27 protein-coding genes and 1 tRNA gene are annotated in these 26,448 nt (G+C 65.6%); 21 read left to right on the top strand and 7 right to left on the bottom strand.

All coding sequences use genetic code 11. The features are described from left to right. Positions 1-41 precede the first annotated feature (41 nt). The 11 genes from QX121_RS19440 to QX121_RS19390 all read left to right on the top strand — a co-directional run bounded on the left by QX121_RS19440 (position 42) and on the right by QX121_RS19390 (position 9,524). A complete protein-coding gene (locus QX121_RS19440; RefSeq protein WP_315740226.1) occupies positions 42-257 on the top strand; it encodes a hypothetical protein in 216 nt (71 codons plus the stop codon). A 26-nt stretch (positions 258-283) separates the two neighbouring features. Beyond that, positions 284-505: a hypothetical protein gene (locus tag QX121_RS19435; RefSeq protein ID WP_315711437.1), complete on the top strand. Its 222-nt coding sequence runs from the start codon at positions 284-286 to the stop codon at positions 503-505. 342 nt (positions 506-847) lie between these two features. After that, a complete protein-coding gene (locus tag QX121_RS19430) occupies positions 848-1,084 on the top strand; it encodes a hypothetical protein (protein ID WP_315812793.1) in 237 nt (78 codons plus the stop codon). Between the two features lie 184 nt (positions 1,085-1,268). Then, complete coding sequence (glyA, locus tag QX121_RS19425) at positions 1,269-2,573, top strand: serine hydroxymethyltransferase (RefSeq protein WP_315740224.1); 1,305 nt, start codon at positions 1,269-1,271, stop codon at positions 2,571-2,573. A 13-nt stretch (positions 2,574-2,586) separates the two neighbouring features. Beyond that, the gene (nrdR, locus tag QX121_RS19420) at positions 2,587-3,072 is read left to right on the top strand and encodes a transcriptional regulator NrdR (RefSeq protein WP_006612773.1); all 486 of its coding nucleotides are present in this window, start codon (positions 2,587-2,589) and stop codon (positions 3,070-3,072) included. Then, positions 3,069-4,220: a bifunctional diaminohydroxyphosphoribosylaminopyrimidine deaminase/5-amino-6-(5-phosphoribosylamino)uracil reductase RibD gene (gene ribD, locus QX121_RS19415; protein WP_315773142.1), complete on the top strand. Its 1,152-nt coding sequence runs from the start codon at positions 3,069-3,071 to the stop codon at positions 4,218-4,220. The genes nrdR and ribD overlap by 4 nt, the downstream gene beginning before the upstream one ends. Next, positions 4,220-4,828 (top strand): riboflavin synthase, encoded by a 609-nt coding sequence (locus QX121_RS19410; protein ID WP_315773144.1) that lies wholly within the window; start codon positions 4,220-4,222, stop codon positions 4,826-4,828. Before ribD ends, QX121_RS19410 begins: the two co-directional genes overlap by 1 nt. A gap of 182 nt (positions 4,829-5,010) precedes the next feature. Further along, positions 5,011-5,502, top strand: a complete 492-nt coding sequence (ribH, locus tag QX121_RS19405) for a 6,7-dimethyl-8-ribityllumazine synthase (protein WP_315740221.1) — start codon at positions 5,011-5,013, stop codon at positions 5,500-5,502. 1 nt (position 5,503) lies between these two features. Beyond that, a complete protein-coding gene (gene nusB / locus QX121_RS19400) occupies positions 5,504-6,013 on the top strand; it encodes a transcription antitermination factor NusB (protein WP_315798031.1) in 510 nt (169 codons plus the stop codon). A 196-nt stretch (positions 6,014-6,209) separates the two neighbouring features. Continuing rightward, the gene (gene thiL, locus QX121_RS19395) at positions 6,210-7,202 is read left to right on the top strand and encodes a thiamine-phosphate kinase (RefSeq protein ID WP_315812792.1); all 993 of its coding nucleotides are present in this window, start codon (positions 6,210-6,212) and stop codon (positions 7,200-7,202) included. Between the two features lie 201 nt (positions 7,203-7,403). Next, positions 7,404-9,524: a sodium-translocating pyrophosphatase gene (locus QX121_RS19390; RefSeq protein WP_315740218.1), complete on the top strand. Its 2,121-nt coding sequence runs from the start codon at positions 7,404-7,406 to the stop codon at positions 9,522-9,524. An 83-nt stretch (positions 9,525-9,607) separates the two neighbouring features. Here QX121_RS19390 and QX121_RS19385 read toward each other — a convergent pair whose 3' ends face one another. From QX121_RS19385 to QX121_RS19375, 3 genes are all read right to left on the bottom strand, one after another. Further along, the gene (locus QX121_RS19385; RefSeq protein WP_315812856.1) at positions 9,608-10,690 is read right to left on the bottom strand and encodes a DUF2336 domain-containing protein; all 1,083 of its coding nucleotides are present in this window, start codon (positions 10,688-10,690) and stop codon (positions 9,608-9,610) included. A 218-nt stretch (positions 10,691-10,908) separates the two neighbouring features. Continuing rightward, on the bottom strand, positions 10,909-11,916 hold the full coding sequence (locus QX121_RS19380; RefSeq protein ID WP_315812791.1) for a tripartite tricarboxylate transporter substrate binding protein: 1,008 nt from the start codon (positions 11,914-11,916) through the stop codon (positions 10,909-10,911). Positions 11,917-12,072: 156 nt separating this feature from the next. Then, positions 12,073-12,534 (bottom strand): outer membrane protein assembly factor BamE, encoded by a 462-nt coding sequence (locus tag QX121_RS19375; protein ID WP_315740216.1) that lies wholly within the window; start codon positions 12,532-12,534, stop codon positions 12,073-12,075. Positions 12,535-12,663: 129 nt separating this feature from the next. Here QX121_RS19375 and QX121_RS19370 point away from each other — a divergent pair, with 129 nt between their 5' ends. The 10 genes from QX121_RS19370 (at position 12,664) to QX121_RS19325 (ending at position 20,237) form a co-directional block, all read left to right on the top strand. Then, positions 12,664-13,200 carry a ubiquinol-cytochrome C chaperone family protein gene (locus QX121_RS19370; protein WP_315740215.1) on the top strand — a complete coding sequence of 179 codons (537 nt, stop codon included), beginning with the start codon at positions 12,664-12,666 and terminating at the stop codon, positions 13,198-13,200. Positions 13,201-13,204: 4 nt separating this feature from the next. After that, complete coding sequence (locus QX121_RS19365; RefSeq protein ID WP_315812790.1) at positions 13,205-13,831, top strand: DUF177 domain-containing protein; 627 nt, start codon at positions 13,205-13,207, stop codon at positions 13,829-13,831. A gap of 318 nt (positions 13,832-14,149) precedes the next feature. Beyond that, positions 14,150-15,211, top strand: coding sequence for a phosphate acyltransferase PlsX (gene plsX, locus QX121_RS19360; RefSeq protein WP_315740213.1), 1,062 nt, complete (start codon positions 14,150-14,152; stop codon positions 15,209-15,211). Continuing rightward, entirely contained in the window at positions 15,208-16,182 is a 975-nt protein-coding gene (locus tag QX121_RS19355; protein WP_315812789.1) for a beta-ketoacyl-ACP synthase III, read from the top strand. Before plsX ends, QX121_RS19355 begins: the two co-directional genes overlap by 4 nt. A 133-nt stretch (positions 16,183-16,315) precedes the next feature. Further along, complete coding sequence (locus QX121_RS19350; protein ID WP_315758632.1) at positions 16,316-16,672, top strand: integration host factor subunit alpha; 357 nt, start codon at positions 16,316-16,318, stop codon at positions 16,670-16,672. 152 nt (positions 16,673-16,824) lie between these two features. Beyond that, positions 16,825-17,385: a MerR family transcriptional regulator gene (locus QX121_RS19345; protein WP_315740210.1), complete on the top strand. Its 561-nt coding sequence runs from the start codon at positions 16,825-16,827 to the stop codon at positions 17,383-17,385. Between the two features lie 216 nt (positions 17,386-17,601). After that, positions 17,602-17,679 (top strand) — tRNA-Pro (locus tag QX121_RS19340). 183 nt (positions 17,680-17,862) lie between these two features. After that, positions 17,863-18,738 carry a class I SAM-dependent methyltransferase gene (locus QX121_RS19335; RefSeq protein ID WP_315812788.1) on the top strand — a complete coding sequence of 292 codons (876 nt, stop codon included), beginning with the start codon at positions 17,863-17,865 and terminating at the stop codon, positions 18,736-18,738. Positions 18,739-18,840: 102 nt separating this feature from the next. Then, entirely contained in the window at positions 18,841-19,251 is a 411-nt protein-coding gene (locus QX121_RS19330) for a hypothetical protein (RefSeq protein ID WP_315740207.1), read from the top strand. Between the two features lie 104 nt (positions 19,252-19,355). Further along, positions 19,356-20,237 (top strand): AraC family transcriptional regulator, encoded by an 882-nt coding sequence (locus tag QX121_RS19325; RefSeq protein ID WP_315812787.1) that lies wholly within the window; start codon positions 19,356-19,358, stop codon positions 20,235-20,237. A 521-nt stretch (positions 20,238-20,758) separates the two neighbouring features. Here QX121_RS19325 and QX121_RS19320 read toward each other — a convergent pair. The 4 genes from QX121_RS19320 to QX121_RS19305 form a co-directional block, all read right to left on the bottom strand. Beyond that, entirely contained in the window at positions 20,759-22,318 is a 1,560-nt protein-coding gene (locus QX121_RS19320; RefSeq protein WP_315812786.1) for an oleate hydratase, read from the bottom strand. 114 nt (positions 22,319-22,432) lie between these two features. Next, a complete protein-coding gene (locus QX121_RS19315; protein ID WP_315774242.1) occupies positions 22,433-23,992 on the bottom strand; it encodes an oleate hydratase in 1,560 nt (519 codons plus the stop codon). A 155-nt stretch (positions 23,993-24,147) separates the two neighbouring features. After that, positions 24,148-25,623, bottom strand: coding sequence for an ABC transporter ATP-binding protein (locus QX121_RS19310; protein WP_315812855.1), 1,476 nt, complete (start codon positions 25,621-25,623; stop codon positions 24,148-24,150). Positions 25,624-25,673: 50 nt separating this feature from the next. Further along, on the bottom strand, positions 25,674-26,357 hold the full coding sequence (locus QX121_RS19305) for an isochorismatase family cysteine hydrolase (RefSeq protein WP_315812785.1): 684 nt from the start codon (positions 26,355-26,357) through the stop codon (positions 25,674-25,676). Positions 26,358-26,448: the final 91 nt, after the last annotated feature.

Below are 26,448 nucleotides of genomic sequence, written 5' to 3'. Positions count from 1 at the left end.
CGAGGCTCCTGGGCTTATGTCCCTGGACCGGAGGTCGGACCATGCTGCACGATGCCGGAATGCAAGTCATGAACGTGGCGATGGTTGGGGATGCCTATGCCATCGCCTCCAACTATCTGCGTCTCTCCGGCGAGCTGCCAGAGGAGTTCGCGCCGAACGAGAGACTTGTCGACATCATTGTTCAGCTGATTCACCGCGGAGAATTCAACAAGCTCAAGCTCGCCAACAAGGCGATCTCGATGTTCAAGTCTGCCTGACGGCCTGACGTTCAAGAGGGGATGATATGGAAGCCGCCATCGATCGCATCATGCACACTTACGACCTGCTGGCGAACCGCACCGCCGCGGCGAGCGACGAGGCGCGCCGCAAGGTGAGCGCCTATATCCAGACCTTGTTCGAAGCCGGCGAGCGCGATCCGCACCGCCTGACGGTATGCGGCCTGACCTATCTGCGTCAGCTCGATGGCCGCGTCGATCCGGTGAAGGCGGGCTACACCGGCCTCTGATTTCTTTCGGTGCGGCATTGCTCGCCGCGCGCTTGCCTCACAACCTGTATGAGACCGTCCGGTTTCATGCAGGTTGTTTGTATTTGGGGGGCGATGCATTTGGTGTCCCGAGTCATTGTCGTGGCAGGAATCTTGGCCTTCGCGTGCGGTGAGCTGAGCCTGCCCACGAGGAGTATGGCTGAGACGGTTTAACCCCAGAAGGGACCGAACAGTCGAGAAGCACTGGCCAGAATAGGCGCCTGCGCAGCGACGACGATCACGAAAATTGCTGATCGGTTTGATGAGCCGCTGTCGCCGACCCCGTTCAACTCCAGCGAAAAGGTCGACAAGGATGGTGATCCCATGATGGATCCGGGGAAGCACGTGCTGTACCAGAACGGTGCCGAGCAGATCGACGCAGAGTGGAACGCCGCCGTGGCCCATTCCAAACTGGGCGATCCCGTGCGTCTCTGCACCGTCTCGAAGCCGAAGCAGTGCCCGCCCGGCGATGATCGCGGGCGAATCTACAAGGCGACCAATCTCCGGACCAAGGAAACGTGGCAGATATCGGAGAGCTGGCACTCCTGCGGCGGGGCTTGAGCAGGGCTTGCTCCGGACCTCGTCCACCATATCTGGCGCAAATATCCGGTTTGACCCGCAACCGCTTGGTCTGTCCCTTGGCCTGCCGCCGCCCATATGGTAAGGGCAGGGGTCTTTTCCGACCGACTTCACTGAACCGACCGCAGGCCACCTAAGGCCTTGCGGACGTGGAGATATTCCGCCGATGACCGCTTCCAGCGCCAAGCCCGCCTCGTCAGTCGATTCCTTCTTCTCCGCCACCCTGGCCGAGGCCGATCCCGAGATCGCCGCCGCCATCAAGGGTGAGCTCGGTCGGCAACGACACGAGATCGAGCTGATCGCCTCGGAAAACATCGTCAGCCGGGCGGTCCTGGAGGCCCAGGGCTCGGTGATGACCAACAAGTACGCGGAAGGGTATCCGGGCGCGCGCTATTATGGCGGCTGCGAATGGGTCGACGTCGCGGAGAACCTCGCGATCGACCGCGCCAAGAAGCTGTTCGGCGCCAATTTCGCCAACGTCCAGCCGAACTCCGGCAGCCAGATGAACCAGGCCGTGTTCCTGGCGCTCCTGCAGCCCGGCGACACCTTCATGGGCCTCGACCTCGCCGCCGGCGGCCATCTCACCCACGGCTCGCCGGTCAACATGTCCGGCAAGTGGTTCAAGGCCGCGCATTACACGGTCCGCCGTGACGATCATCTGATCGACATGGATGCGGTCGCCAAGCAGGCCGAGGAGGTCAAGCCGAAGCTGATCATCGCCGGTGGCAGCGCCTACTCGCGCCCGTGGGACTTCAAGCGCTTCCGCGAGATCGCAGACCACGTCGGAGCCTACCTCCTGGTCGACATGGCGCACTTCGCCGGTCTCGTCGCCGGCGGCGTACATGCCTCGCCGGTGCCGCATGCCCACGTCACGACGACCACGACCCACAAATCGCTGCGTGGCCCGCGCGGCGGCCTGATCCTCTGGAACGACGAGGCGCTGACCAAGAAGCTGAACTCGGCGATCTTCCCGGGCCTGCAGGGCGGTCCGCTGATGCATGTGATCGCGGCCAAGGCGGTGGCCTTCGCCGAGGCGCTGCGGCCGGAGTTCAAGACTTACGCGAAGAACATCGTCGAGAATGCGAAGGCGTTGGCGGAATCGCTGCGCGCGCACGGCTTCGACATCGTCTCCGGCGGCACCGACAACCATTTGATGCTGGTCGACCTCCGGCCCAAGGCCCTGAAGGGCAACGTCTCGGAGAAGGCGCTGGTCCGCGCCGGCATCACCTGCAACAAGAACGGCATCCCGTTCGACCCCGAGAAGCCGTTCGTCACCTCGGGCCTGCGTCTCGGCACCCCCGCGGCGACCACCCGCGGCTTCGGCGTCGCCGAATTCCAGCAGGTCGGCAGCCTGATCGCCGAGGTGCTGAACGCGATCGCACAGGCGCCGGACGGCAGCGCGCCGCTGGTGGAAGCTGCGGTCAAGGAGAAGGTGAAGGCGCTGACCGACCGGTTCCCGATCTATCAGTAAGGCTTAACGCGAAATGCGCTGCCCGAGCTGCAACAGTCTCGATACGCAGGTGAAGGACTCCCGCCCCACCGAGGATTCCTCGGTGATCCGGCGGCGGCGGGTCTGCGTCACCTGCAATTTCCGCTTCACGACCTTCGAGCGGGTGCAGCTGCGCGAACTGACCGTGATCAAGCGCAACGGCCGCCGCGTGCCGTTCGACCGCGACAAGCTGATGCGCTCGGTGCAGATCTCCTTGCGCAAGCGCTCGGTCGATCCGGAGCGGGTCGAGAAGATGGTCTCGGCGATCGTGCGCGAGCTCGAGAGCGGCGGCGAGTCGGAAGTGTCCTCGGAGGCGATCGGCGAGATCGTGATGGAGCATCTGCGCGATCTCGACGACGTGGCCTATGTCCGCTTCGCCTCGGTCTACCGCAATTTCCGCGAGGCCAAGGATTTCGAGGCCGTGCTCGGCGAGCTCTCGGCGGAGGACGAAGCACCGCGCCTCGCGCCGGTCCGCAAATGATCTTCCGGGTTCTGGTCGATCAGGTCGGCGAGAAGCTGAAGGCTCAGAAGGACGCCGACCGCCGCTTCATGCAGCTCGCGCTGACGCTCGGCCGCCGCGGGTTGGGGCGGACCTGGCCCAATCCCGCCGTCGGTGCCGTGGTGGTCAAGGACGGCGTGATCGTCGGCCGCGGCTGGACCCAGCCCGGTGGACGTCCTCATGGCGAGCCCGAGGCGCTGCGCCGTGCCGGGGAGGCAGCCAAAGGCGCCACGCTCTACGTGACGCTGGAGCCGTGTTCGCATGTCGGCAAGTCGCCGCCTTGCGTGGACGCTGTCATCGCAGCCGGAATCAGCCGCGTCGTCTCGGCGATCGAGGATCCCAATCCAGAGGTCGCAGGGCAGGGACATGCGAAGCTCCGCGCTGCCGGCATCCAGGTCGAGGTCGGCCTCTGCTCGGCGGACGCCAAGCGCGACCATTCGGGTCATTTCCGACGCATCCGCGACGGGCGGCCGCATGTGATCCTGAAGCTTGCCGTCTCGGCCGACGACAAGATTGCAGCCGCGGGCAACACGCCGGTCGCGATCACCGGCGAAGCGGCGCGGACGCGCGTGCATGTGTTGCGTGCCCAGAGCGACGCGATCCTGATCGGCGTGCGCACCGCGATCGCCGACGATCCGCTGCTGACCTGCCGGCTGCCCGGCATGGAATCTCGCTCGCCGGTCCGTGTCGTGCTCGACCCCGTCCTGCGCCTCCCGACCGCCAGCCGTCTGGTGCAGTCAGCGCGGACGACGCCGCTTTGGCTCGTTGCCTCTGAGGTGGCGGAGCCCGCCGCAGCGACCAAGCTGGGGGCCGCCGGCGCGCAGGTGATCCGCCTGCCGCCGCAGGTCGCACCGTCGGCACTGGAGCCACCCGCCGTGCTCAAGGCGCTCGCCGAGAAGGGCATCACCCGTTTGATGATCGAAGGCGGCAGCCGCGTCGCATCATCTTTCATGGCAAGTGGCTTGGTCGATGAAATCTGGCTGCTGCGTGGTCCCGGGGAGATCGGAGCGGACGGGATCGCTGCGCTGGATGCATTGCCGCTGACCGCAATCACGCAGTCGCCGGCCTATCGCGTTCGTGCTAGCGAAACGCTCGATCCCGACACCCTTACGATTTACGAGCGCGCGTAATGTTTACCGGCATCGTCACCGACATCGGCGAGATCGTCAGCCTGACGCCGCGGACCGAGGGCAAGCTGCACCGGCTGCGCATCGCCTGCAGCTACGACCAGGCCACGATCGCCGATGGCGCGTCCATCGCCAACAACGGCGTCTGCCTCACGGTCGTGCAGTCGGGCCTCACCGACGGCAAGACCTGGTTCGAGGTCGATGCCGCCGCGGAGACGCTGGCGCTGACCACGGCCAAGCACTGGCGCGTCGGAACGAAGCTGAACCTGGAGCGGGCGCTGAAGATCGGCGACGAACTCGGCGGTCACATCGTCTCGGGTCATGTCGACGGCATCGCGACCATCGTCAGCCGCGACGACCTGCCTGATATGGCGCGGTTCGTGCTGAAGACAACGCGGGATCTGGCGCGCTTCATCGCCACCAAGGGCTCAGTCACCCTCGACGGCGTCTCGCTCACGGTCAACACCGTCGACGAACTGGCCTTCTCGGTGCTGATCATTCCGCATACGCTGTCGGTCACCACGCTGTCGTCCTGGCAGGCCGGCAGCGAGGTCAATATCGAGGTCGACCTGATGGCGCGCTATGCCGCGCGCCTTACGGAAATGAAGTAGCCTCGAAGGGGGCTTTCCGTCTTGGCTTTGAGGGCGCTGGCGCCTACAAGGCCAGCCCTGATTGCGAGGAGGCGCTGATGTGTCGTCTCGCAGCATGAGGCCGATTTCATCTCGCCCTTCGCGAGGCGGCCGGATGGCCGCTCCCTTGGGACGAGGCACCTGAAGACAATGGAAACAGAACCATGGCAGACGCACGGCGCGCGCCGCTCAAAGACCAGACCGACATCTCCGGCGCCCGGGCGCTGATCGTCGAGGCCCGCTTCTACGACGATCTTCAGGATGCCCTGCTGGAGGGCGCCACCGCCGAGCTGAAGGCGGCGGGCGTGGGCTATGATGTTCTCACGGTCACCGGATCGTTGGAGATTCCGGCGACCATTGCCATTGCGCTCGATGCGGCCGCCAAGAACGGCAAGCCCTATGATGCGGCGATCGCGCTCGGTTGCGTCATCCGCGGCGACACCATCCATTTCGAGATCGTGTCGCAGGAGTCCTCGCGGGCGCTGATGGACCTGTCGGTGGCGCGCGGCCTGCCGCTCGGCAACGGCATCCTGACGGTCAACACCGAGGACCAGGCCTGGGCGCGCGCCCGCGTCTCGGAAATGAACAAGGGCGGCGATGCTGCGCGGGCCGCGCTCGCCGTGCTGCGCATCAAACGCCGTCTGGCGCGAGGCTGAGATGGCCGAGAGCAGCAACAAACCGTTCAAGGGCCCGGTCAGAGCAAACGATCGGAAGGCCAACCGGCGCGGCGCGGCGCGGCTTGCCGCCGTGCAGGCGCTCTACCAGATGGACATCGCCGGCGCCGGCATCAACGACGTGCTGGCCGAGTTCGAGAGCCACTGGCTCGGCAACGAGGTCGAGGGCGAGCAGTATCTGCCGGCCGAGGCCGCCTTCTTCCGCGACATCGTCTCCGGCGTGGTGCGCGACCAGACCAAGATCGATCCCGTGCTGGACAATGCGCTGGAGCGCGGCTGGCCGCTGCAGCGGATCGAGGCGATCTTGCGCGCGGTGCTGCGTGCCGGCGCCTATGAGCTGGAGCGGCGCAAGGACATTCCGGCGCGGGTCGTCGTGTCCGAATATGTCGACATCGCCCATGCCTTCGTCGAGCGCGACGAGACCGGCATGGTCAACGCCGTGCTGGAGCAACTCGCCCGGCAATACCGAGCCGACGAGATGGGGCCGAAGTAGCGATGGGGGGCGCCGGAGCACGATCGCTGCGAACCGGCGCGATGCCAGTCTCTTTCCTCGACTGTCATCACCCGCGACGGCGGGTGATCCCGTATTCCAGAGACGTTCAAGGGATACGGAAGGGCCGCGGCGTACTGGATCGCCCGGTCGAGCCGGGCGATGACAGCAGAGTGTGCAAAGTGTGGGGGACGAGCGCGTGACCCACAACCCCTCCGGCGAAGACTCCCTGATCGCCCGCTATTTCAAGCCGCTGGCGACCGACCCCGGCGCCTTCGGCCTCGTCGACGATGCCGCGATCATTCCGGCCAATGGTGACGACATCGTCGTCAAGACCGACGCCATCGTCGAAGGCGTCCATTTTCTCGCCAGCGATCCCCCCGACACCGTCGCGCGCAAGGCGCTGCGCGTGAACCTGTCCGATCTCGCCGCCAAGGGCGCCGTGCCCACCGGCTTCGTCCTGACGCTGGCGCTGCGCGAGAAGGACGAGGCGTGGCTGTCGGAGTTCGCGCGTGGCCTCGGCGAGGACGCGGCTGCGTTCGGCTGTCCGCTGCTTGGTGGCGACACCGTGTCGACGCCCGGTCCCGTGATGATCTCGATCGCAGCCTGGGGGCGGGTGCCTAGGGGCCGGATGGTGCATCGCTTCGGGGCGCGTCCCGGCGACCGGGTGATGGTCACGGGAACGATCGGTGATGCTGCGCTCGGCCTGTGCATGCTGACGGGCACAGCGGAGGCGGCGGCGCTGGCCGACGATCCCGTCGCGCGGGATATGCTGATCGGCCGCTATCGCACGCCGCAGCCGCGCAATGCCCTGGCCGCGGCCGTGAGAGACTACGCGACCGCCTCGATGGACGTCTCCGATGGCCTCGCAGGCGACCTGATCAAGCTCTGCGCCGCCTCTTCCGTGAGCGCCGACATCACGCTGTCACACATTCCACGATCGCCGGCGGCGGCGAAGCTGCTCGCTGTCGGGGCCGCGCAGCTTGAAAGCATGATCTCCGGCGGCGACGATTACGAGATTCTCTGCACTGTTCCCGCAGCGCAATGCGCAGCCTTCCGTGGCGCAGCCGAGACGGCGGGCGTTGCCGTCACCGACATCGGCGCCATCGTCGAAGGAACGCGAGCCCCGCGCTTCCTGGACGGGCAGGGCCGTCCCGTCACACTGACGCGCTTGTCCTTCAGCCACTTCTGACACCTATTTGCACCGCACAATGCGACCAAAGAAGCGTCTGAATTTGGAGCGGTTCAGGCGTCGCGGCGTTGCGTCATCATGGCGATTTTGGCAAGCTTCATGATGTTCGAGGCGGCTCCGCCCGGGGCGGCCTGACAGGGGGCGTGCGTCGCACCATCGCGGCGTGACGTAGTTAGAAAAGCAAAGAGCCGAGGAAACTAAATGTCAGCTTTATGGGTGATCGTGCTCTGCGGAGCGCTGTCGATCGTCTATGCGATCTGGGCCACACAATCGGTGCTCAGCGCGGACGCCGGCAATGCGCGCATGCAGGAAATCGCGGCGGCCGTGCGTGAGGGCGCGCAGGCCTATCTTCGCCGCCAATACATGACGATCGGAATCGTCGGTGTCGTGATCTTCGTGCTCCTTGCGTATTTCCTCGGCATGCTCGTCGCGATCGGCTTTGCGATCGGCGCGATCCTCTCCGGCGCGGCTGGCTTCATCGGCATGAACGTGTCGGTGCGCGCCAACGTCCGCACGGCACAGGCGGCCATCACCTCGCTCGCCGGCGGCCTCGAACTCGCCTTCAAGGCCGGCGCCATCACCGGTCTGCTCGTGGCTGGTCTCGCGCTGCTCGGCGTCACCATCTATTTCGGCATCCTGACCGGCTTCATGAAGCTCGCGCCCGACAGCCGCACCGTGATCGACGCGCTGGTCGCGCTCGGCTTCGGCGCCTCGCTGATCTCGATCTTCGCCCGTCTCGGCGGCGGCATCTTCACCAAGGGCGCCGACGTCGGCGGTGATCTCGTCGGCAAGGTCGAAGCCGGAATCCCGGAGGACGATCCGCGCAACCCCGCGACCATCGCCGACAACGTCGGCGACAACGTCGGTGACTGCGCCGGCATGGCCGCCGACCTGTTCGAGACCTATGCGGTGACCGCGGTCGCCACCATGGTTCTGGCGGCCATCTTCTTCGCCAAGTCGTCGCTGCTGACCAACATGATGACCCTGCCGCTCGCCATCGGCGGCATCTGCATCATCACCTCGATCGCAGGCACCTTCTTCGTCAAGCTCGGCGCCAGCCAGTCGATCATGGGCGCTCTCTACAAGGGCCTGATTGCGACCGGCGTCCTGTCGCTCGGTGGCGTGGCGCTGGCCATCGCCTGGCTGATCGGCTTCGGCAAGCTCGACGGCGTCGACTACACCGGCACGGCGCTGTTCATGTGCGGCGTGGTCGGCCTGGTCGTCACCGGCCTCATCATCTGGATCACCGAATACTACACCGGCACCGACTTCCGCCCGGTGAAGTCGATTGCGGCGGCCTCGGTGACCGGTCACGGCACCAACGTGATCCAGGGCCTCGCCATCTCGATGGAGTCGACCGCGCTGCCTGCGATCGTCATCATCGCCGGCATCCTGGTCACTTATAGCCTGGCCGGCCTGTTCGGCATCGCGATCGCCACCACGACCATGCTGGCTCTGGCCGGCATGATCGTCGCGCTCGACGCCTTCGGCCCGGTCACCGACAATGCCGGCGGCATCGCCGAGATGGCCGGCCTGCCGAAGGAGGTCCGCAAGTCGACCGACGCGCTCGACGCGGTCGGCAACACCACCAAGGCGGTCACCAAGGGCTACGCGATCGGCTCGGCCGGTCTCGGCGCCCTGGTGCTGTTCGCGGCCTATAACCAGGACCTGCAGTTCTTCATCGCGGATTCGGCACACCATCCCTATTTCGCGGGGATCAAGCCGGACTTCTCGCTGAACAACCCTTATGTCGTGGTTGGTCTGCTGTTCGGCGGCCTGCTGCCGTATCTGTTCGGCGCGATGGGCATGACCGCGGTCGGCCGTGCGGCCGGCGCAATCGTCGAGGAGGTGCGGCGCCAGTTCCGCGAGAAGCCGGGCATCATGCAGGGCACCGACAAGCCGGACTACGGCAAGGCGGTTGACCTGCTGACCAAGGCGGCGATCAAGGAGATGATCATCCCCTCGCTGCTGCCGGTGCTGTCGCCAATCGTCGTGTACTTCCTGATCTACGCCATCGCGGGCGGCGGCGCGGCCGGCAAGTCGGCGGCGTTCTCGGCCGTCGGCGCCATGCTGCTCGGCGTCATCGTCACCGGCTTGTTCGTCGCGATCTCGATGACCTCAGGCGGCGGCGCCTGGGACAACGCCAAGAAGTACATCGAGGACGGCCACTACGGCGGCAAGGGCTCGGATGCTCACAAGGCGGCGGTGACGGGTGACACCGTCGGCGACCCCTACAAGGACACGGCCGGCCCCGCGGTGAACCCGATGATCAAGATCACCAACATCGTGGCCCTGCTGCTGCTGGCGATCCTCGCGCACTGAGCGGGGCGATGTCCTGACCAATAAAGACCCCGCGGCGCGAGCCGCGGGGTCTTTCATTGTCTCTCGTTGTGTCGTGACGCCATCTATTCCGCCGCGCGCTGCCGCGTCCGATACGACTGCAGCGTGCTCTGCGCGGTTCGCGGCTGCATTTGCGAGAAGCTCGCCAGATGCTGGTCGAGCTGTGGGCGTGCGCTGCCGCTGGCATGCGCCTGCATGAACAGCAGCGTCGTGGTGGTGACCCAGGACAGGTCGAACGCCTTGGCGAGCACCAGGAGCTGATCCGGCTGGTTGCGCACGAAGGCGCGCTCGACCACGTCGAGCGGCAGCTTGCACATCAGGGACAGCGCCAGCGTGACCTTGTCGAAGCTGCCTTCCTTGGCGAAGCCGTGCAGCTGCGCCTCGTGGAGCTGGCCGGTCGCGTGCAGCAGCTCGACATAGTCCTTGGCGGTGACGAAATCGGCCGAGCGCGTCCGCGCGGCGGCCTGCAGATGATCCGAAGCCTGCGCCACGGCGAGCTCGACGATCTCGGCCCGCGCCGCATCAGCGCTGGCGAGCTGGCTGCGCACCGCGTCGGAGGCTTCGACGAACAGCCGGACCAGCACCTCGCGTGGGCTGTCGGTTCGGCTCCAGAGCTTCAAGGCGAGGCCGGGATCTTCGGATGCCTTCGTCACCAGGCCGGAGAAGCCGTGATCGGAGAAGCGCGCGCCGCCATTGTTGGCGGTGTTCGAAACGACGGCCTGATTGCCGCGATCGACCAGAACGTCGGTGACGGATTCCGTGAGGATCTTGCGGTCGGAGATCGCGAGCAGATGCTCCTGGCCCCGGGTCTGCGCGGTCGCGACCAGGGTCTCGTCGTCGAGCCGGTCGCTCTGGCGCAGCACGGAACCTGCCACCGCGATCGTCTCGTCGCTGGCGAGCAGCCGGAGCAGCCGCGGCGGCGCGTCAGGCAGCACCGCGAGTCGGCTGCCGAGCTGCGCCCGCGCCGCAATGGCGACGTTGTCGAGCAGCTTGAACAGCACGTGGTCGAACAGATCGACATGTTCTTCGGTGAACTTGCCCGAGCCCACGACGAACAGGTCGGTGACGCGCTCCAGGATCTCGGCGCGCCGCGACACGTATCGGCTGGCGAGAATGTCTTCGAGCTGGTGGAGAACGCTGTTGGGCAAGGCACGGCTCATGCGATGGACATCGCCGGCGCCTGCCCCGCGGACGGTGATCGGACCGCATCCACGCGAGGTCGTCGGCCCGGCATCGGCTGATGGTATCTCGCAACCGGATCAAGGACGCGCGGCCGCCATCTATCGCACCATCCCGCTTAAGGTGCCGTTACACCACGAACCCTATTCCAATGCTCCACCGAGACGCGGCGCCGCCGGGCCCAGGGCTACTTCACGTCCATCTGCAGGCCTTCCTTCTGGATGATCGACGCGAACTTGGCTGTCTCGGCCTGGACGAAATCGCCGAACTGCTGCGGCGTGCCGTAGTCGGCGCGGGCGCCCATGGCCGCGATGTTCTTAGCGATGTCCTCGCGCTCCAGCATCGCCTTGACCTGCAGGTTGAGCGCGCTGACGATCTCCGGCGGGCAGGCCTTGGGCAGGAACACGCCGAACCAGGACGACACGTCGAACTTGGCCAGCTCCGGCGCGCTTTCGCGCATCGTCGGCAGGTCGGGCGCGTTGGCGCTGCGCTCCGGCGTCGTCACGCACAGGCCGGTCAGCTTGCCGTCCTGCACCTGCGGCAGCGACGGAAACAGATTGTCGAACAGGATCTGGATGTCGCCGGCGAGCGCGGCCTGCAGCGCGGGGCCGGCGCCGCGGAACGGGATGTGCGTCATCTTCAACCCGGTGAGCTGCAGGAACCAGGCGCCGGTGAGATGCGGGCTCTGGCCGACGCCTGACGAGCCGTAGTTGAGCTTGTCGGGATTGGCCTTGAGGTAGGCGATCAGCTCCGGGATCGACTTGATCCCGGTCGACGGATGCGCCGAGACGATGTTCGGGATGCGGATCATGTTGGACACCGCCTGCAGCTGATCCGGCTTGTAGGCGAGGTTGCGGAAGATCGAATAGGCGATCGCGTTGGGACCGGGATTGCCGATCAGGATCGTGTACCCGTCCCCCTTGGTGTTGCGCGCGACCTCGGCGGTGCCGATCGTGCCGCCACCGCCGGAGCGATTCTCGACCACCGCCGATTGTCCCCAAGCCGCCTGCAGATGCGCGGCCAGCAGCCGTCCCATCACGTCGGTGCTGCCGCCGGGCGCGGCGGGCACGATCAGCTTGATCGTCTCGGTCGGACGCCAGTCGGCGAGACTCGTGCGCGGCAGAATGGCGGCGGTCGACAGCGCTGCGGCTCCGGACAGAAGCCTGCGGCGCGACAGCGCGATGCTATGAGCCAATGATTCCTCCCTGCTCTTGTTTTGCAGCAGGGTAGGGAAGATTGCAGCGCCAGAGCAAGCAGGCCAATTGCGCGCGAGCTGCGCAATTCAGCGCTGCGGTCCGGCTTTGTGCCGTGGCCCGGAATCACATTCCGGGCTGCGGCGATCGTGTCGGGATCAGTTGAAGCTGAGCAGCTTGAACAGCGGTGTCAGGTAGCTGAGCTCCTGGCCGGAGGTCGGCGTGGTGCGGCTGACGAAGTCGAAGATCTTGCCGTCCTTCATGCCGTAATTGGCGAGCCGCCGGACCTGGCGGTTCTTGTCGAAATAGATCGCGATGACGCGCTGATCGACCACCTTCTGGTTCATGAAGGCGACAGGGCGCTCGGCGCGCTGGGAGATGTAGTAGAATACCTCGCCGTCGAGCGTCGCCACCGTTGACGGCGTGCCCATCACGATCAGCACCTGGTCCTGGCTGGCGCCGATCGGGATCTGCTCCAGCGCGCCGGGGGGCATGATGTAGCCCTTCTGGAACTGCTCGCCGGTGCAGGCGGCCAGCGCCAGACAGGTCAGCGCGATCGCGCCGGCGGTGCGCAGTCGGGTGCTCAGGCCGCGGGAGAGCAGGCGGGCAGTCGTTCGCATTGTCTGGGTCATCTTCTTCAGATCGGATCCCGTCCCCTTGCGTCGGGCAGGGCGTTGACGTACCGGGCAAACTTGCGGATTGCAACATGCCCCCGAACAGGGTCAGGGAAACTCGACCGCGGAACCGTCATGCTCTGGCCATTCAACCTTCTCAGCAAATCCCGACCGTCCCCGCGTGGGACCATCGAGCCGATCTATGGCACGATCGTGGCACAAACCCGAGACCCGTTGTTTTATAGACACTTGAATGTCCCCGACACGGTCGAGGGACGGCTCGATCTGCTGATTCTGCACCTCTGGCTGGTGCTGCGGCGGCTGCGCGGGGTGGGGTCGGAGCTATCGCAGGCGCTATTCGACCGCTTCTGCGACGACATGGACGACAATCTGCGCGAGATGGGGGTGGGGGATCTCACCGTGCCGAAGCGGATGCAGAAGTTCGGCGAGGCATTCTATGGCCGCACAGCCGCCTATGACCTCGCCTGGTCCGAGAGCGAGGCGCGGCTGGCGGAGGCGCTGCAGAAGAATATCTTGAACGGGGAGCATCCGGACAGCGCGGCCGGACTTGCCGCCTACGCGGCGCGGGTGGCCGCGCACCTCGCCGCTCTCGACGACAACAGGCTGCTCGGCGCCGGCTGGAGCTTCCCGCAGCCGGTGCAGCAGGACTAGCGAGATGAGCAGAGACACAGACACATCGCGACAGACGGGGCGAGATCCGGCGAAGGATCCCTGGCGGGCGCCTCCGGTGATCGTGGCGCAGATTCCGGAGGCCGGCCTGCATCGCGAGATCGAGGCCGACGAGGCCACGCGCCGCGCGCTCGCCGCGCTCGCCGAGCTGCGCGAGGTCATCTCGGCCCATGCCTCGTTCGACGTCGTCCAGAAGCGCGACGGCAAGGTGCATGTCGAGGGCCGGGTGCGGGCCCGGATCGGTCAGACCTGCGTCGTCACGCTCGATCCGATCGAGATCGAGATCGACGAGCCGATCGACCAGATGTTCGCCCCGCCGGAGCAGATTCCCGAGCTTGCCGATCTGGTCGAGGACGATCCCAACAGCGAGGTGGAGACGGCTGATCCGCCGGAGCCGATCATTGGCGGGCAGATCGACCTCGGCCGGCTTGCCGCCGACGCGCTGTTCCTGGGGATCGATCCCTATCCGCGCAAGCCGGGTGCCGTGTTCGAGCAGCCGATGGCGGCAGCCGCCGAGCCGGAGGACCATCCCTTCGCGGCGCTGAAGGCGCTGAAATCGGCAGATGCCGCCGGGCCGGGCGCCGTCAAAGCGAAGAAAACGGGTGAGGATTGACGCGCCGTTGTGCAGACCGGAAGCGGTCGATCCTGTCACAAAGCCTCTCGAAATCCTCTCAAGCTGCTGATTTCGATGGCAAAGACGGGTCCCTGCTGGCCCCGGACCGCGTGGCGGTTGCAAATTGCATTGTCCCCGGGAGGTTGTTTCGACACGGAGAGACGCTATTGTCGCGCCCGGGTCGGGGTGCGACGAAAAGGCCCGGACGGCCTCTGGCCTGTCCATCGGCCGCGCAATGCCTCTGAACGACCGCCAAACAGGGCCAAGCAAGTCACGGCCAAGACGAGACAAAGCTCGAGATCAGGTTTCCGGGACGTCATGCCTCAAAAGGTTCGAATCGCGCTGGACGCCATGGGCGGGGATTTCGGCGCGGCCATCGTCATTCCCGGTGCTGCGATCGCACTGAGCCGCCATCCGGATGCGGAGTTTCTGCTGTTCGGCGATAGCGCCAAGATCGTACCCGAACTCGACCGGCATCCGCGGCTGAAGGCCGTCTCGCGGGTCATCCACACCGACGTCGCCGTCAGCATGGAGGACAAGCCGAGCCAGGCGCTCCGGCGCGGCCGAAAGACCTCGTCGATGTGGCTCGCGCTCGAGGCGGTCAAGAAGGGGGAGGCCGACGTCGCGGTATCCGCCGGCAACACCGGCGCGCTGGTGGCGATGGCGCGCTTCTGCCTGCGCACGCTGGACGGGATCGACCGGCCGGCTCTGGCCGCGATCTGGCCGACCGCGCGCGGCGAATCGGTCGTGCTCGACCTCGGTGCGACGATCGGCGGCGATGCCCACCACCTCGTCGCGCTGGCCGTGATGGGCGGCGCGCTGGCGAGCGTGCTGTTCAACAAGCCGCGGCCGACCGTCGGCCTTCTCAACATCGGCGTCGAGGAGATCAAGGGCCATGAGGAGATCCGCGAGGCGGCCGAGCAGCTGCGCGCGATGAACCTGCCGCAGCTCGACTATATCGGCTTCGTCGAGGGCGACGGCATTGGCAAGGGTGCGGCCGACGTGGTCGTGACCGAGGGCTTCAGCGGCAACATCGCTTTGAAGACGGCCGAGGGCACCGTCCGCCAGGTCACGGATTTCCTGCGCGGCGCGATCCAGGCGAGCTGGCTTGCCCGGATCGGCTATCTGTTGGCCCGCGGCGCCTTTGCCGCTTTGCGGGCCCGGCTCGACCCGCGCAAATCCAACGGCAGCGTGGTGCTCGGCCTCAAGGGCATGGTGGTCAAGAGCCACGGTGGAACCGATGCCGAGGGCTTTGCCTCGGCGGTCAGGGTTGGCTATGAGATGGCCCGCTACGATCTCCTGACCAAGATCAATCAAACACTCAATCCCGACGGCGGCGCACCGGCGTCCGAATCCGTCGTCCAGGAGGCTGTCTCGTGACAATTCGTTCGGTCGTGCTCGGCTGTGGCTCCTACCTCCCGCAGCGGGTCGTGACCAATGCCGAGCTGGCAAGCCGCATCGAGACCTCGGACGAGTGGATCGTCCAGCGCACCGGCATCCGTGAGCGCCATGTCGCAGCCGAGGGCGAGTTCACCTCACATCTGGCGGTCAAGGCGGCCCGGGCCGCCCTTGCGGCGGCCGACGTCGATCCGCAGTCGATCGACCTGATCGTGCTCGGCACCTCGACGCCGGACAACACCTTTCCGGCGACCGCGGTTGCGGTCCAGAACGAACTCGGCATCCACCATGGCGCGGCGTTCGACCTGCAGGCGGTCTGCTCGGGCTTCGTCTTTGCGCTCGCCACCGCCGACAATTTCCTCCGCAGCCGCTCGTTCAAGCGTGCGCTCGTGATCGGCGCCGAGACCTTCTCGCGCATCCTCGACTGGAACGACCGCACCACCTGCGTGCTGTTCGGTGACGGCGCGGGCGCGGTGATCCTGGACGCCCAGGAGCAGGGCGGCACCTCGGCCGATCGCGGCGTATTGACCACGCATCTGCGCTCCGACGGTCGCCACAAGGCCAAGCTCTATGTCGACGGCGGTCCGTCCTCGACCCAGACCGTCGGGCATCTGCGGATGGAGGGCCGCGAGGTGTTCAAGCACGCGGTCGGCATGATCACCGACGTGATCGTCGACGCCTTCGATGCCACCGGCCTGTCGGCCGAGACCATCGACTGGTTCGTGCCGCACCAGGCCAACAAGCGAATCATCGACGCTTCGGCGCACAAGCTGCACATCGCGCCGGAGAAGGTGGTCTTGACGGTCGATCTGCATGGAAATACCTCCGCTGCCTCGATCCCGCTGGCGCTCGACGTGGCCGTCAAGGACGGCCGCATCAAGAAGGGCGACGTGGTTTTGCTGGAGGCGATGGGCGGCGGCTTCACCTGGGCCTCGGCCCTGGTGCGCTGGTGAGCCTGCCGTGCGGCGGGATTACGCCCAGAGATCGACACTACGGCCTGTACTTCTATTCACGCTGCTGTTGACCACCGCCGCTTAACCTCTTAATTTCCGGAGCGAATTATTCGCCGTGAGTTTGGGGCAGGCGATGGCGGGAACCGGAAAAACAGTCACACGCGTCGATCTCTGCGAGGCAGTCTACCAGAAGGTGGGGCTGTCGCGGACGGAGTCGTCTGCATTCGTCGAGCTGGTCTTGAAAGAGATCACCGACTGCCTCGAGCGCGGCGAGACGGTCAAGCTATCGTCCTTCGGGTCGTTCATGGTGCGCAAGAAGGGGCAGCGCATCGGACGAAACCCCAAGACCGGCACGGAAGTGCCGATCTCGCCGCGGCGGGTCATGGTGTTCAAGCCGTCCGCGATCCTGAAGCAGCGCATCAACGGCCAACAGGGCAGCGGCAAGATGAACGGCGAGGCCAGCGCTGAGTTCGGCGCCGAGCCGGAATAGGGCCGGGGCCGTCGCCCCGCCGCATTGTCGGCAGGGCCGTGACGAACGCGTATCGTTCGTTCCGCGTACAGTTCGTCCCGCGTACAGTTCGTCCAATCTATTCAGCGTAGTCTGCCACTTTCTTGTCAGCACGATCGAAGGGGAACGGGCATTTGGACAAGGCGCCGGATGCGTTTCGGACGATCAGCGAGGTCGCGCAGGAGCTCGACATTCCGCAGCACGTGCTGCGGTTTTGGGAGACCCGGTTCGCCCAGATCAAGCCGATGAAGCGGAGCGGGGGCCGGCGCTATTACCGGCCCGACGACGTCGACCTGCTCAAGGGCATCCGGCGCCTGCTCTATGGCGAAGGCTACACCATCAAGGGGGTGCAGCGGATCCTGAAGGAGCACGGCGTCAAGTCGGTCCAGGGACTGGCCGACAGCTCTGCCGCGGTCTCGTTCGGTGCGATGGAGGAGACGCTCGGCCAGGCCCTCATGGAGGAGGAGCCGATCGGCGAGGCCGAGGTCGAATCGGAGGACGAGGAGGAGACCTCCGACGAGGAGGGCATCGACTTCCGCTTCGTCGACACCGAGGACGACATCCTCGACACCTTCCGGGTCGGCCCGCCCGCCCGCGCCGGCATGAAGCCGGAGGAGCGCGACAAGCTCCAGGGCGTGCTCAAGGAGCTGCTCGACTGCCGCGCGCTGCTCGATCGCGCCATGAAAGAGGTGTGAGGGGCGCCTGCTGCCCTAAACACAGGATGAGCCGACGGCGCCAAGCCATTTGCCAGTTCGGAGCCGCAGCGGCGCCACGAGTCGGTGCGCTCCCCTCCCCCTTGTGGGGAGGGGTTGGGGGTGGGGGTCCCCGACCTCCGCTCTATCCAGCGCGCCAACGAAACCCGTCCGCCGTGCCTTGCATCCCATCCCGATCACGGCTACACGATCGGCCATCGGAGCGTGGCGCAGCCCGGTTAGCGCACTAGTCTGGGGGACTAGGGGTCGTGGGTTCGAATCCCGCCGCTCCGACCATTTTCTCGAATCGCCACATTTGACATCGGCCGATGCGTTTCAGCGTGGCCCTGCCGCGGCCGCTTCGTCCGTGAGACTGGCTTTTCAAGCCGCAGACCGCCCCCTAAACTCCCAAATTGGGCCGCTGGACGCTGTTCGATCCGGCTCGTTTCATTTGTGAACTTTGTTGCCGAGACTTCCGTCATGGACGCCGCCGTCGCCGACATCTCCTTTGGGCATTTCGAGAACGCCGAGCAGATCGCCTTCTGGAACGGTGCGGGCGGCGGGCGCTGGGTCGCGCGCCGCGCCGAGATCGATGCGCTACTGGCGCCGGTGCAGGAGGCGCTGCTGGAGCGTGCGGCGATCCAGGCGGGCGAGCGGGTGCTCGACATCGGCTGCGGTTGCGGGGCGACCTTGATCGCGGCGGCCGAGAAGGTCGGCCCCGGCGGCAGCGTGCTTGGCCTCGACGTGTCCGCAGCCATGCTGACCGCGGCCCACGAGTTCGCCCCCGCCGATGCGCCGGTGAGCTTCGTGCAGGGCGACGCCATGGTGCATCACTTCAAGGCCGCGAGCGCCGATCTCATGATCTCGCGCTTCGGCGTCATGTACTTCGCCAATCCGGTGCGCGCCGTGCTCAACATCCGCAATGCGCTGCATTCGGAGGGGCGCGTCGCCTTCGCCTGCTGGGGCGAGCTGCGCGACAACCCGTGGGCGCTGGAGCCGCTGCAGGCGGCCTATGACCACGTGCCGAAGTTGCCGGGATTGCCGCCGCACGCGCCGGACGATTTCGCGTTCGGAGCCGCCGAGTGGATCGAGAAAGTCATGACCGATGCCGGGCTGCGGCGCATTCGGCTGGAACGCCACGACATCGCGCTCGACTTCGGCGCAGGCGCCGGCCTCGACAGCGCGGTGCAGACGGCGCTCGCGATCGGGCCCGCCGGCCGCGCCGTGGCCGGGCAGCCGTCCGAGGCCACGGAGGCCGCGATCGCTGCCGTGAGGAAGGCGCTGGCGCGCTACGCCAAGGGGCCGCGCGTCGTGGTGCCGGCATCGTTCTGGATCGTGACAGCGGTCGATCCGTAATGCGACGGCCGCGCCGGAGCTCAAGCGCGGCGCCATCTATGCGAGCGCGGAACTTGCGACAGCGCATATGCGATAGAAAGAACGCGTTTCGAGATGTGCAAGATGACGAGACTGCTCTCAGCCGGTGCCGTGTTGGTCGGCTTCCTGTCGGCGGCGAAGGCCGACGTTCAAATCAATATGCAGCCAGGCTCACAATGCTGGTCCTACCAAGGATTGGATACGCGATTTTACGGCAACTTTGCGGGCGGCCAAGCTCTGACCGTCGGGATTGTCGAGCAGCAATTGAACGAGAAAGGTGGGATGGAGGCGGTTGTCTATAGTGGCGCGCAGGTCTGGGTGAACGGTCCTGATGGTTTCCTCAAGGATGGCTACCGCGAGGCGGATGATCGGATCATCTACACGGACAAGCCGGGCCGCTACATTTTCAATTTGTATGAGCATGGAACAGGCGCCGCTTATCCAGTCTTCGTGAAGATATGCGCGAGCAGAAAGGACCAGGCCAACAAGAGGTGACCCGATCCTTCGTGCTGGTTTTGCCCCCGTGACAAAGCCGCAAGATCGGTCGAGCGCGTCAGCGTTGAGCGCGCTTAGCTGCTGCGGCCACGGAGTACTGAACGATGAAGGCGGCGCTGCAGAACTACCATGCGCGGATGCAGCGGGTCCTGGATCACATCGACCGGCATCTGGACGATGATCTGGACCTGCACGCGCTGAGCAGCATCGCTGCCTACTCGAAATATCATTTCCACCGGCAGTTCACGGCGACCTTCGGGCTGTCCGTGCATCGCTACATCCAGCTCGCACGCATGAAGCGGGCGTCCTATCAGCTGGCCTACAGCGATGCCCAAACCGTCACGGAGGTCGCGATGGATGCCGGCTACGATGCACCGGACGCCTTCGCCCGCGCCTTTCGGCAACGGTTCGGGCAATCGCCGTCATCGTTCCGGAAATCTCCCGACTGGGAGCCGTGGCTTGCGGCCTTCGGGCCTTTCGACGAAGCAAGGAGCAAGCTGATGCGGACGACCTATACCCCTGACGACGTGACGATTCGCGAGGTGCCGACCACGCCGGTGGCGATCATGGAGCATCGCGGCGACCCGGCGACGCTCGGCGCCACGATCCAGCGCTTCATCGCCTGGCGCAAGGCTGCCGGCCTGCACCCCAGGACCAATCCGACCTTCACGGTCTGGCGCTCCGAGCGGCGCCCCGCGTCGCCTGCCGATTACAGCGTGGATCTCTGTGTCGGGACCGATCAGCCGGTCGAGACCGATGACGCGACAATCGGGGTCGGCGAGATCCCCGGCGGACGCTGCGCCGTGCTGCGCGTCGTCGGCAACACCCACAATCTGGAGCCGGCCGCGCTGTTTCTCTATCGCGACTGGCTTCCGGCCAGCGGCGAGGAGGCGCGTGACTTCCCGATCTATTGCCAGCGGCTGAACTTCTTCCCGGAGGTTCCCGAGCACGAGACGGCTGCGGACCTGTTCCTGCCGCTGAAATAGCCCCTGACGGCCGACCCTTCCTAAAACGTGTAACAATGAGCCGTCTCAACCCGCGAGTCCCGCATGCAGGGCTCGGGGGGAGCGGGCCGACCTTGGAGCGGTTCCAGTTCTCGTCCGGGAACCGCGATCCGGTCATGTCGTTAACGATCAAGCAGCTCAGTCGGGGCCCACACCCTGACATTGAACCTTTGCGCGCACGCGCGCACCAAACCTGTGTTCGGCTCGTCGCGGAGTCGGGTTTCAGGAAATTTCAGGCTGACATCGGGGTTCACCTCGATGTGCTGTTCATTGTCGTTGAAGGAGGCGCGTATGGTCCTCAGGACTTTGAAAGTGTCGCTGTCCGTTTTCGCCGCTGCAACCTCGGTGGTGTCGCTGTTTGCCGTCAGCTGGGTCGGTCTCGCACTGCTCGGCTACTGATAGCTCACGCAAGCATAGAGGCGCACTCTGCCTCGCGAGATGGAAAGCGCCCGGATCGAGCCTGATCCGGGCGCGCGTTTTTGCGGATGCGAAGGGCCAAGGCGCTATGCGAAGGCCTTTTCCACCGTCTCGATCAGCACGCGGAATGACTTGTCGTGGCGGGTGATCGGCGGAATCGCCCGGGTGATGCCGAGCAGCTGATAGACCGCCATCTGCGCCGCGCGCACCGAATATTCCACGGTGAACACGACGTCGTCGGGAATCTCGACGAACTGGCTGACGAAGGCGAGATTCTTCGAATTCGCCGGCACCGGCAGCGGGCGGTCGCTGATGTTGCGCGGCATGAACATGCTGGTGATGTAGGGCAGGCGGCAGGGCACGCAGGTCGCCTCGTCGAACACCGAAAGGTCGAAGTTGAGATGGCCGCACAGTTCCTTGAGAATGTCGGCGCCGCCGCAATCGGCCATCGCCTTCGGCACGAAGTTGCCGATGCGGTCGGGATGCAGCGCGTAGCCCCAGAACACCTGCACGTCCGCAGGCTGGCCGGCGAAATGCGGCTGGTGATACAGCACGACCGACATCAGCCAGTTGGACTCGGTGAAGGTAACGAGCCCGCCGGTGCCGGCGACATTGCCGGTGAACGCTTCCATCGCGTCGAAGAAGCGCGGATTGCGGCAGGTGACGGTGAAGGACTCCCAGCAGGATTCGGGGATCGATGAGTTGAACGCGGCGGGATTGCCGAACTCCGGGCGTTCCCTTGCGATCTTCTCCCACAGCGTCCAGCCCTGGCTGTCCTGCTTGGTGAGCCGCGGCGGCGGCGCATCCTGCGTGCCCAGGCTGGTCGCATCCGTCATCGAGCCGTTTTGCAGGAAGACCAGATCGTCGGTTGCTACCACGACCGTCTCCGGCTTGCCGTTGCGATCGAGGGTCAAGCGCTTGACGACGTGCTTGCCGGCTTCCGTCGCGATCTCGATGTCGGTGACATCGACGCCGCCGGCGAAATTCACGTCATGGCCCTCCAGCCATTTGACGAGCGGCACCACGATCGCGTCGTACTGATTGAACACGGTGCGCTTGACGCCGGCCAGCGTCTCGATGCGCGGAAACTCGTTCATGAAGCGATGCAGATAGCGCTTGAACTCGACCGCACTGTGCCAGGGCTGGAATGCGAACGTCGTCTGCCACATGAACCAGAAATTCGTGGTGAAGAACGGCGGCGACAGCCAGTCGGTGATGCGGGAGTTGCCGAGCTTGTCCTCGGAGGCCTCGGTCAGCCTGACGAGCTCGAGCCGATCCTGCATCGTAAAGCCCATGGTGGAGACGTCGACCTTGTGCCGGTTGCGATCGACGAGGCGCGCCTGCGAATGCGCGACATGGGCCTCGTTGAAGGCGAGCGTCTCGTCGCGCACGGTGCGGCCGGGATCGCCGGCATTGGGGATGGTGGAGAGCAGGTCCCACGTGCATTCGTAGTGATCGGTCGTCAGCATGCGGCCGCCGCGCAGCGAATAGGAACCGTCGGGCAGCCGCGCGCCATCGAGGCTGCCGCCATAGGGCAGACGCTTCTCGTAGATGGTGATGTCGCGTCCCGCGACGCCGCCGTCACGGATCAGGAATGCCGCGCCGGCCAATGCGCCGATGCCGCTGCCGATGAAATACGCCTTCATGATGGTTCACCCGGATCGTCTGTTGCGATCCGGGGCTTAGCCGCTGTGTTCCCTGGCGGAACTGATCCAGGTCAACCGCCGCGGCGCGCGGTGATCACGATCTCGCGTGGTCCCTCATGCGAATGATTTCACCACCGATTGCAGCAAAACCTTCAGCGATTTGTCATACGGCGTGACCGGCGGAATGGCACGGTCGATCTTCAAGAGCTGATAGACCGCATGCATGGCCGCGCGCACCGAATATTCGATCGTGAAAACGGCGTCTTCGGGCAGCTCGACATATTGGCCGATGAAGGCGAGATTCTGCGAGGTGAGCGGCACCGGCAGCGGCCGGTCGCCATAGCTGCGCGGCATGAACATGCTCATGATGTACGGCATCCAGCACGGCACGCAGCTCGCGTCGGCGAACACCGAGAGCGGAAAGCGCAGGTGCCCGCATAGTTCTTTCAGGATCTCGGCGCCGCTGCACTCGGACATCGGCCTGGGCACGAAATTGCCGACGCGATCGGGAAACAGGCCGTAGCCCCAGAAGATCTGGATGTCGTCAGGCTGGTTCGGAAAGTACGGCTGGGTATAGAGCACGATCGACATGCGCCAGTTCGAGTCGGTGAAGGTCACGAGCCCGCCGGTGCCGGCGACGTTGCCGCTGAAGGCCTGCATCGCGTCGAAGAAACGTGGATTGCGGCAGGTCACCGTGAAGGATTCGAAGCTCGACTCCGGGATGCACGCGTTGAACACGGCGGGATTGCCGAACTCGGGCCGGCCGGCCGCGAGCTTCTCCCACAAGGTCCAGCCATGGCTGTCGGCTTTGGTAAGCGGCTTCGGCGGGCTGTCATGGCTGCCGAGGCTGGTCGCGTCGGTCATCGAGCCCGCGGTGTAGAACACGAGATCGTCGCTCGCGAGATCGATGCTGCGGCGTGCGCCGTCCTGATTGAGCACGAGCCGGCTCGCGCGGTGGCGGCCGTCCGTGGTGACGATCTCGATGTCCTCGACGTCGGCGCCGCCGACGAAGTTGACGCCGCGACCCTCGAGCCAGCGCACCAGCGGCAGCACGATCGAGTCATACTGGTTGTAGACGGTCCGCTTGACGCCGCCGAGCGTATTCATCATCGGGAATTCGTTCATGAAGCGCCGCAGATAGCGCCTGAACTCGACGGCGCTGTGCCAGGTCTGGAAGGCGAAGGTCGTCTGCCACATGTACCAGAAATTGGTGGTGAAGAACGGCGGCGACAGCCAGTCCGAGATCAGCGAATTGCCGAGCTTCTCCTCGGAAGTCTCCGTGAGCCTCGTCAGCTCGATGCGATCCTGCATCGAGAATCCCATGGTGGAAACGTCGACCTTGTGCCGGTTGGCATCGACCAGCCGCGCCTGCGCGTGCGTGACGTGGAGCTCGTTGAAGGCGACGGTTTCGTTGAGGATGTTCTCCTTGGGCCGTGAGTAGCTGGGAATCGTCGACAGCAGGTCCCAGGTGCATTCGTATTGTTCGGTCGTCAGCATGCGTCCGCCGCGCATGGAGTAGGAGCCGTCGGCAAGCCTGGTGCCGTCGAGGCTGCCGCCATAGGGCAGGCGCTTCTCGAAAATGGTGATGTCCTGACCGGGGATGCCGCCGTCGCGGATCATGAATGCTGCGCCCGAGAGCGAGCCGATGCCGCCGCCGATGAAATAGGCCTTCATGAGATCGACCTGCTATCCAAGGGTTTGAAACACAATGACGAAAATGCCGGCAGGCGCGGCGTATCAAAAGCCGAATAAAAACCCGCCGAGGGTCATGTTGCCGCGGCGGGATGAATTAGTCGTCAACACGTTGAGGTCGTCTATCCGCATGCGGCTCAATGTCCCGCCATGTGGCGGCCGATCTCGGTCAGGTCGGCTTCGCCGACGCGGGTCTCGTAGACGAGCTGGCCGTGGAAAATCACGACCAGGCGGTCGGAGAGTTCGAGCAGCTCGTCGAGATCCTCGCTGACCAGCAGCACCGCGGCGCCGCGGTTGCGGGCGGCCATGATCTCGGCATGGATCTGCGCCACCGCCGCGAAGTCGAGGCCGAAGCACGGATTGGCGGCGATCAGCACTTCGACGTCGTGGCCGAGCTCGCGCGCCAGGACGGCGCGCTGCACGTTGCCGCCGGACAGTGCCGAGATCGGCGTATCCGGCGTGCGGGTCTTGATCTTGTAGCGGTTGATCTTGGCGGTCGCATCCTTTCGGAAGGCGGACTTGTTCAGCCACCAGCCACCGCGGGCGAACGGAGCGCGGTCGAACTCGCGCAGCGCGATGTTGTCGGCGACGCTCATGCCGCCGACGCAGGCGTTCTTCAGCGGCTCCTCGGGCAGCAGCGACATCTTGTGGCGCCGCATCTCCTCGCGGCTCGCGGAATAGGATTGGCCGGAGACACGGACAGCGCCGCTCTCGGCCTCACGCTGGCCGGCAAGCACCTCGACCAGCTGGCGCTGGCCGTTGCCGGAGACGCCGGCGATGCCGACGATCTCGCCGGCGCGCACGGTCAGCGACAGATCATGCACGGCCACTCCGCCGGCATCGTCGCGTGCCACCAGCTTGTCGACCTCGAGCCTGACCACGCCGGCCTCGCCGGAGCGCGCCGGCTGTACGGTGAGCTGCTCGGCGCCGATCATCATCCGCGCCATGTCGTCCGGTGTCAGCTCCGACACCTTGCCGCGGCCGGCGAGCTTGCCGCGCCTGAGGATCGTGACCTCATCGGCGAACGCCATCACCTCGCGGAATTTGTGGGTGATCATCAAAATGGTCAGCTCGCCGGCCTCGACCATCTTGCGCAGCATGCCCAGGACTTCATCCGCCTCGCCCGGCGTCAGCACCGAGGTCGGCTCGTCCAGGATCAGGAAGCGCCGCTTGAGATAGAGCTGCTTGAGGATCTCGCATTTCTGCCGCTCGCCGGCGGAGATGTCCGACACCTTGGCGTCGAGCGGCACGCGGAACGGCATGCGCGCCAAGAAGGCCTCCAGCTCCTTCCTCTCCTTGGCCCAGTTGACCACCGCCGGTATGTCGTCACGCGCCAGCACCAGGTTCTCGGCCACCGTCATCGCCGGTACCAGCGTGAAGTGCTGGTAGACCATGCCGAGGCCGAGCGCATGCGCGTCCTTGGGATTGTTGATCTCCCGTTCGCGCTCGCCGATCAGCACGTCGCCCTCGGTCGGGCGGTAGTAGCCCATGATGCATTTGACCAGCGTCGACTTGCCGGCGCCGTTCTCGCCGAGCAGCGCGTGGAACGAGCCGGGCTTGACCTTCAGCTCGACATTGTCGAGCGCGGTGAACGCGCCGAAGCGCATCGTCATCGCGATCGCTTCGACCCCGAATGCCCCCGCAGGCGTCGGATCGTCGCCGATCACGACAGCGCCTCGATCAGCGCCGACGAGGTCGCGACCGCGCCGAACACGCCGCCCTGCATCTTGATCATCTTCAGTGCGTGGTCGTGATTGCCCTTGTCGGTGGCGCCGCAGCAGTCCGACAGCAGCACGCATTCGAAGCCGCGATCATTGGCCTCGCGCATCGTGGTGTGGACGCAGACGTCGGTCGTGATGCCGGTCAGCACGATGTTTTGGATGCCCTTCAGGCGCAGGATCAGCTCCAGATCGGTCGCACAGAACGAGCCCTTGCCGGGCTTGTCGATCACGATCTCCCCCGGAGCCGGGGCCAGCTCGGGAATGATCTCCCAGCCCGGCTCGCCGCGCACCAGGATGCGGCCGCAGGGGCCGGGGTCGCCAATGCCGGCGCCGATCTGCTGCGAGCGCCAACGCTTGTTGGCGGGCAGGTCGGAGAGATCGGTGCGGTGGCCCTCCCGGGTGTGGATGATGCAGAAGCCCTGCGCGCGCATCACCGTGAGCAGCGTCTTGATCGGCTCGATGGGGGCGCGGGTCAAGGAGAGGTCATAGCCCATCTTGTCGACATAGCCGCCGACGCCGCAGAAATCGGTCTGCATGTCGATCACGATCAGCGCGGTGTTTTCGGGGCGCAGATCGCCGTTATACGGCCAGGCATAGGGCTCGGAGCGGATGGTGCGGCCGGTCATGTGTGGTCTCCCTTAACAGTCGAAGCTATCGGCAGTGCTTGCGTCGCCGCACCATCTCGGGCCTCATGGTTCGAGACGCGTCGCAAGTGCG

It is taken from the genome of Bradyrhizobium sp. SZCCHNR2028 (assembly GCF_032380995.1).
GTDB lineage: Bacteria > Pseudomonadota > Alphaproteobacteria > Rhizobiales > Xanthobacteraceae > Bradyrhizobium.
The sequence above is the reverse complement of the archived record's forward strand: the minus strand, read 5'-3'. Positions and strand labels throughout refer to the sequence as shown.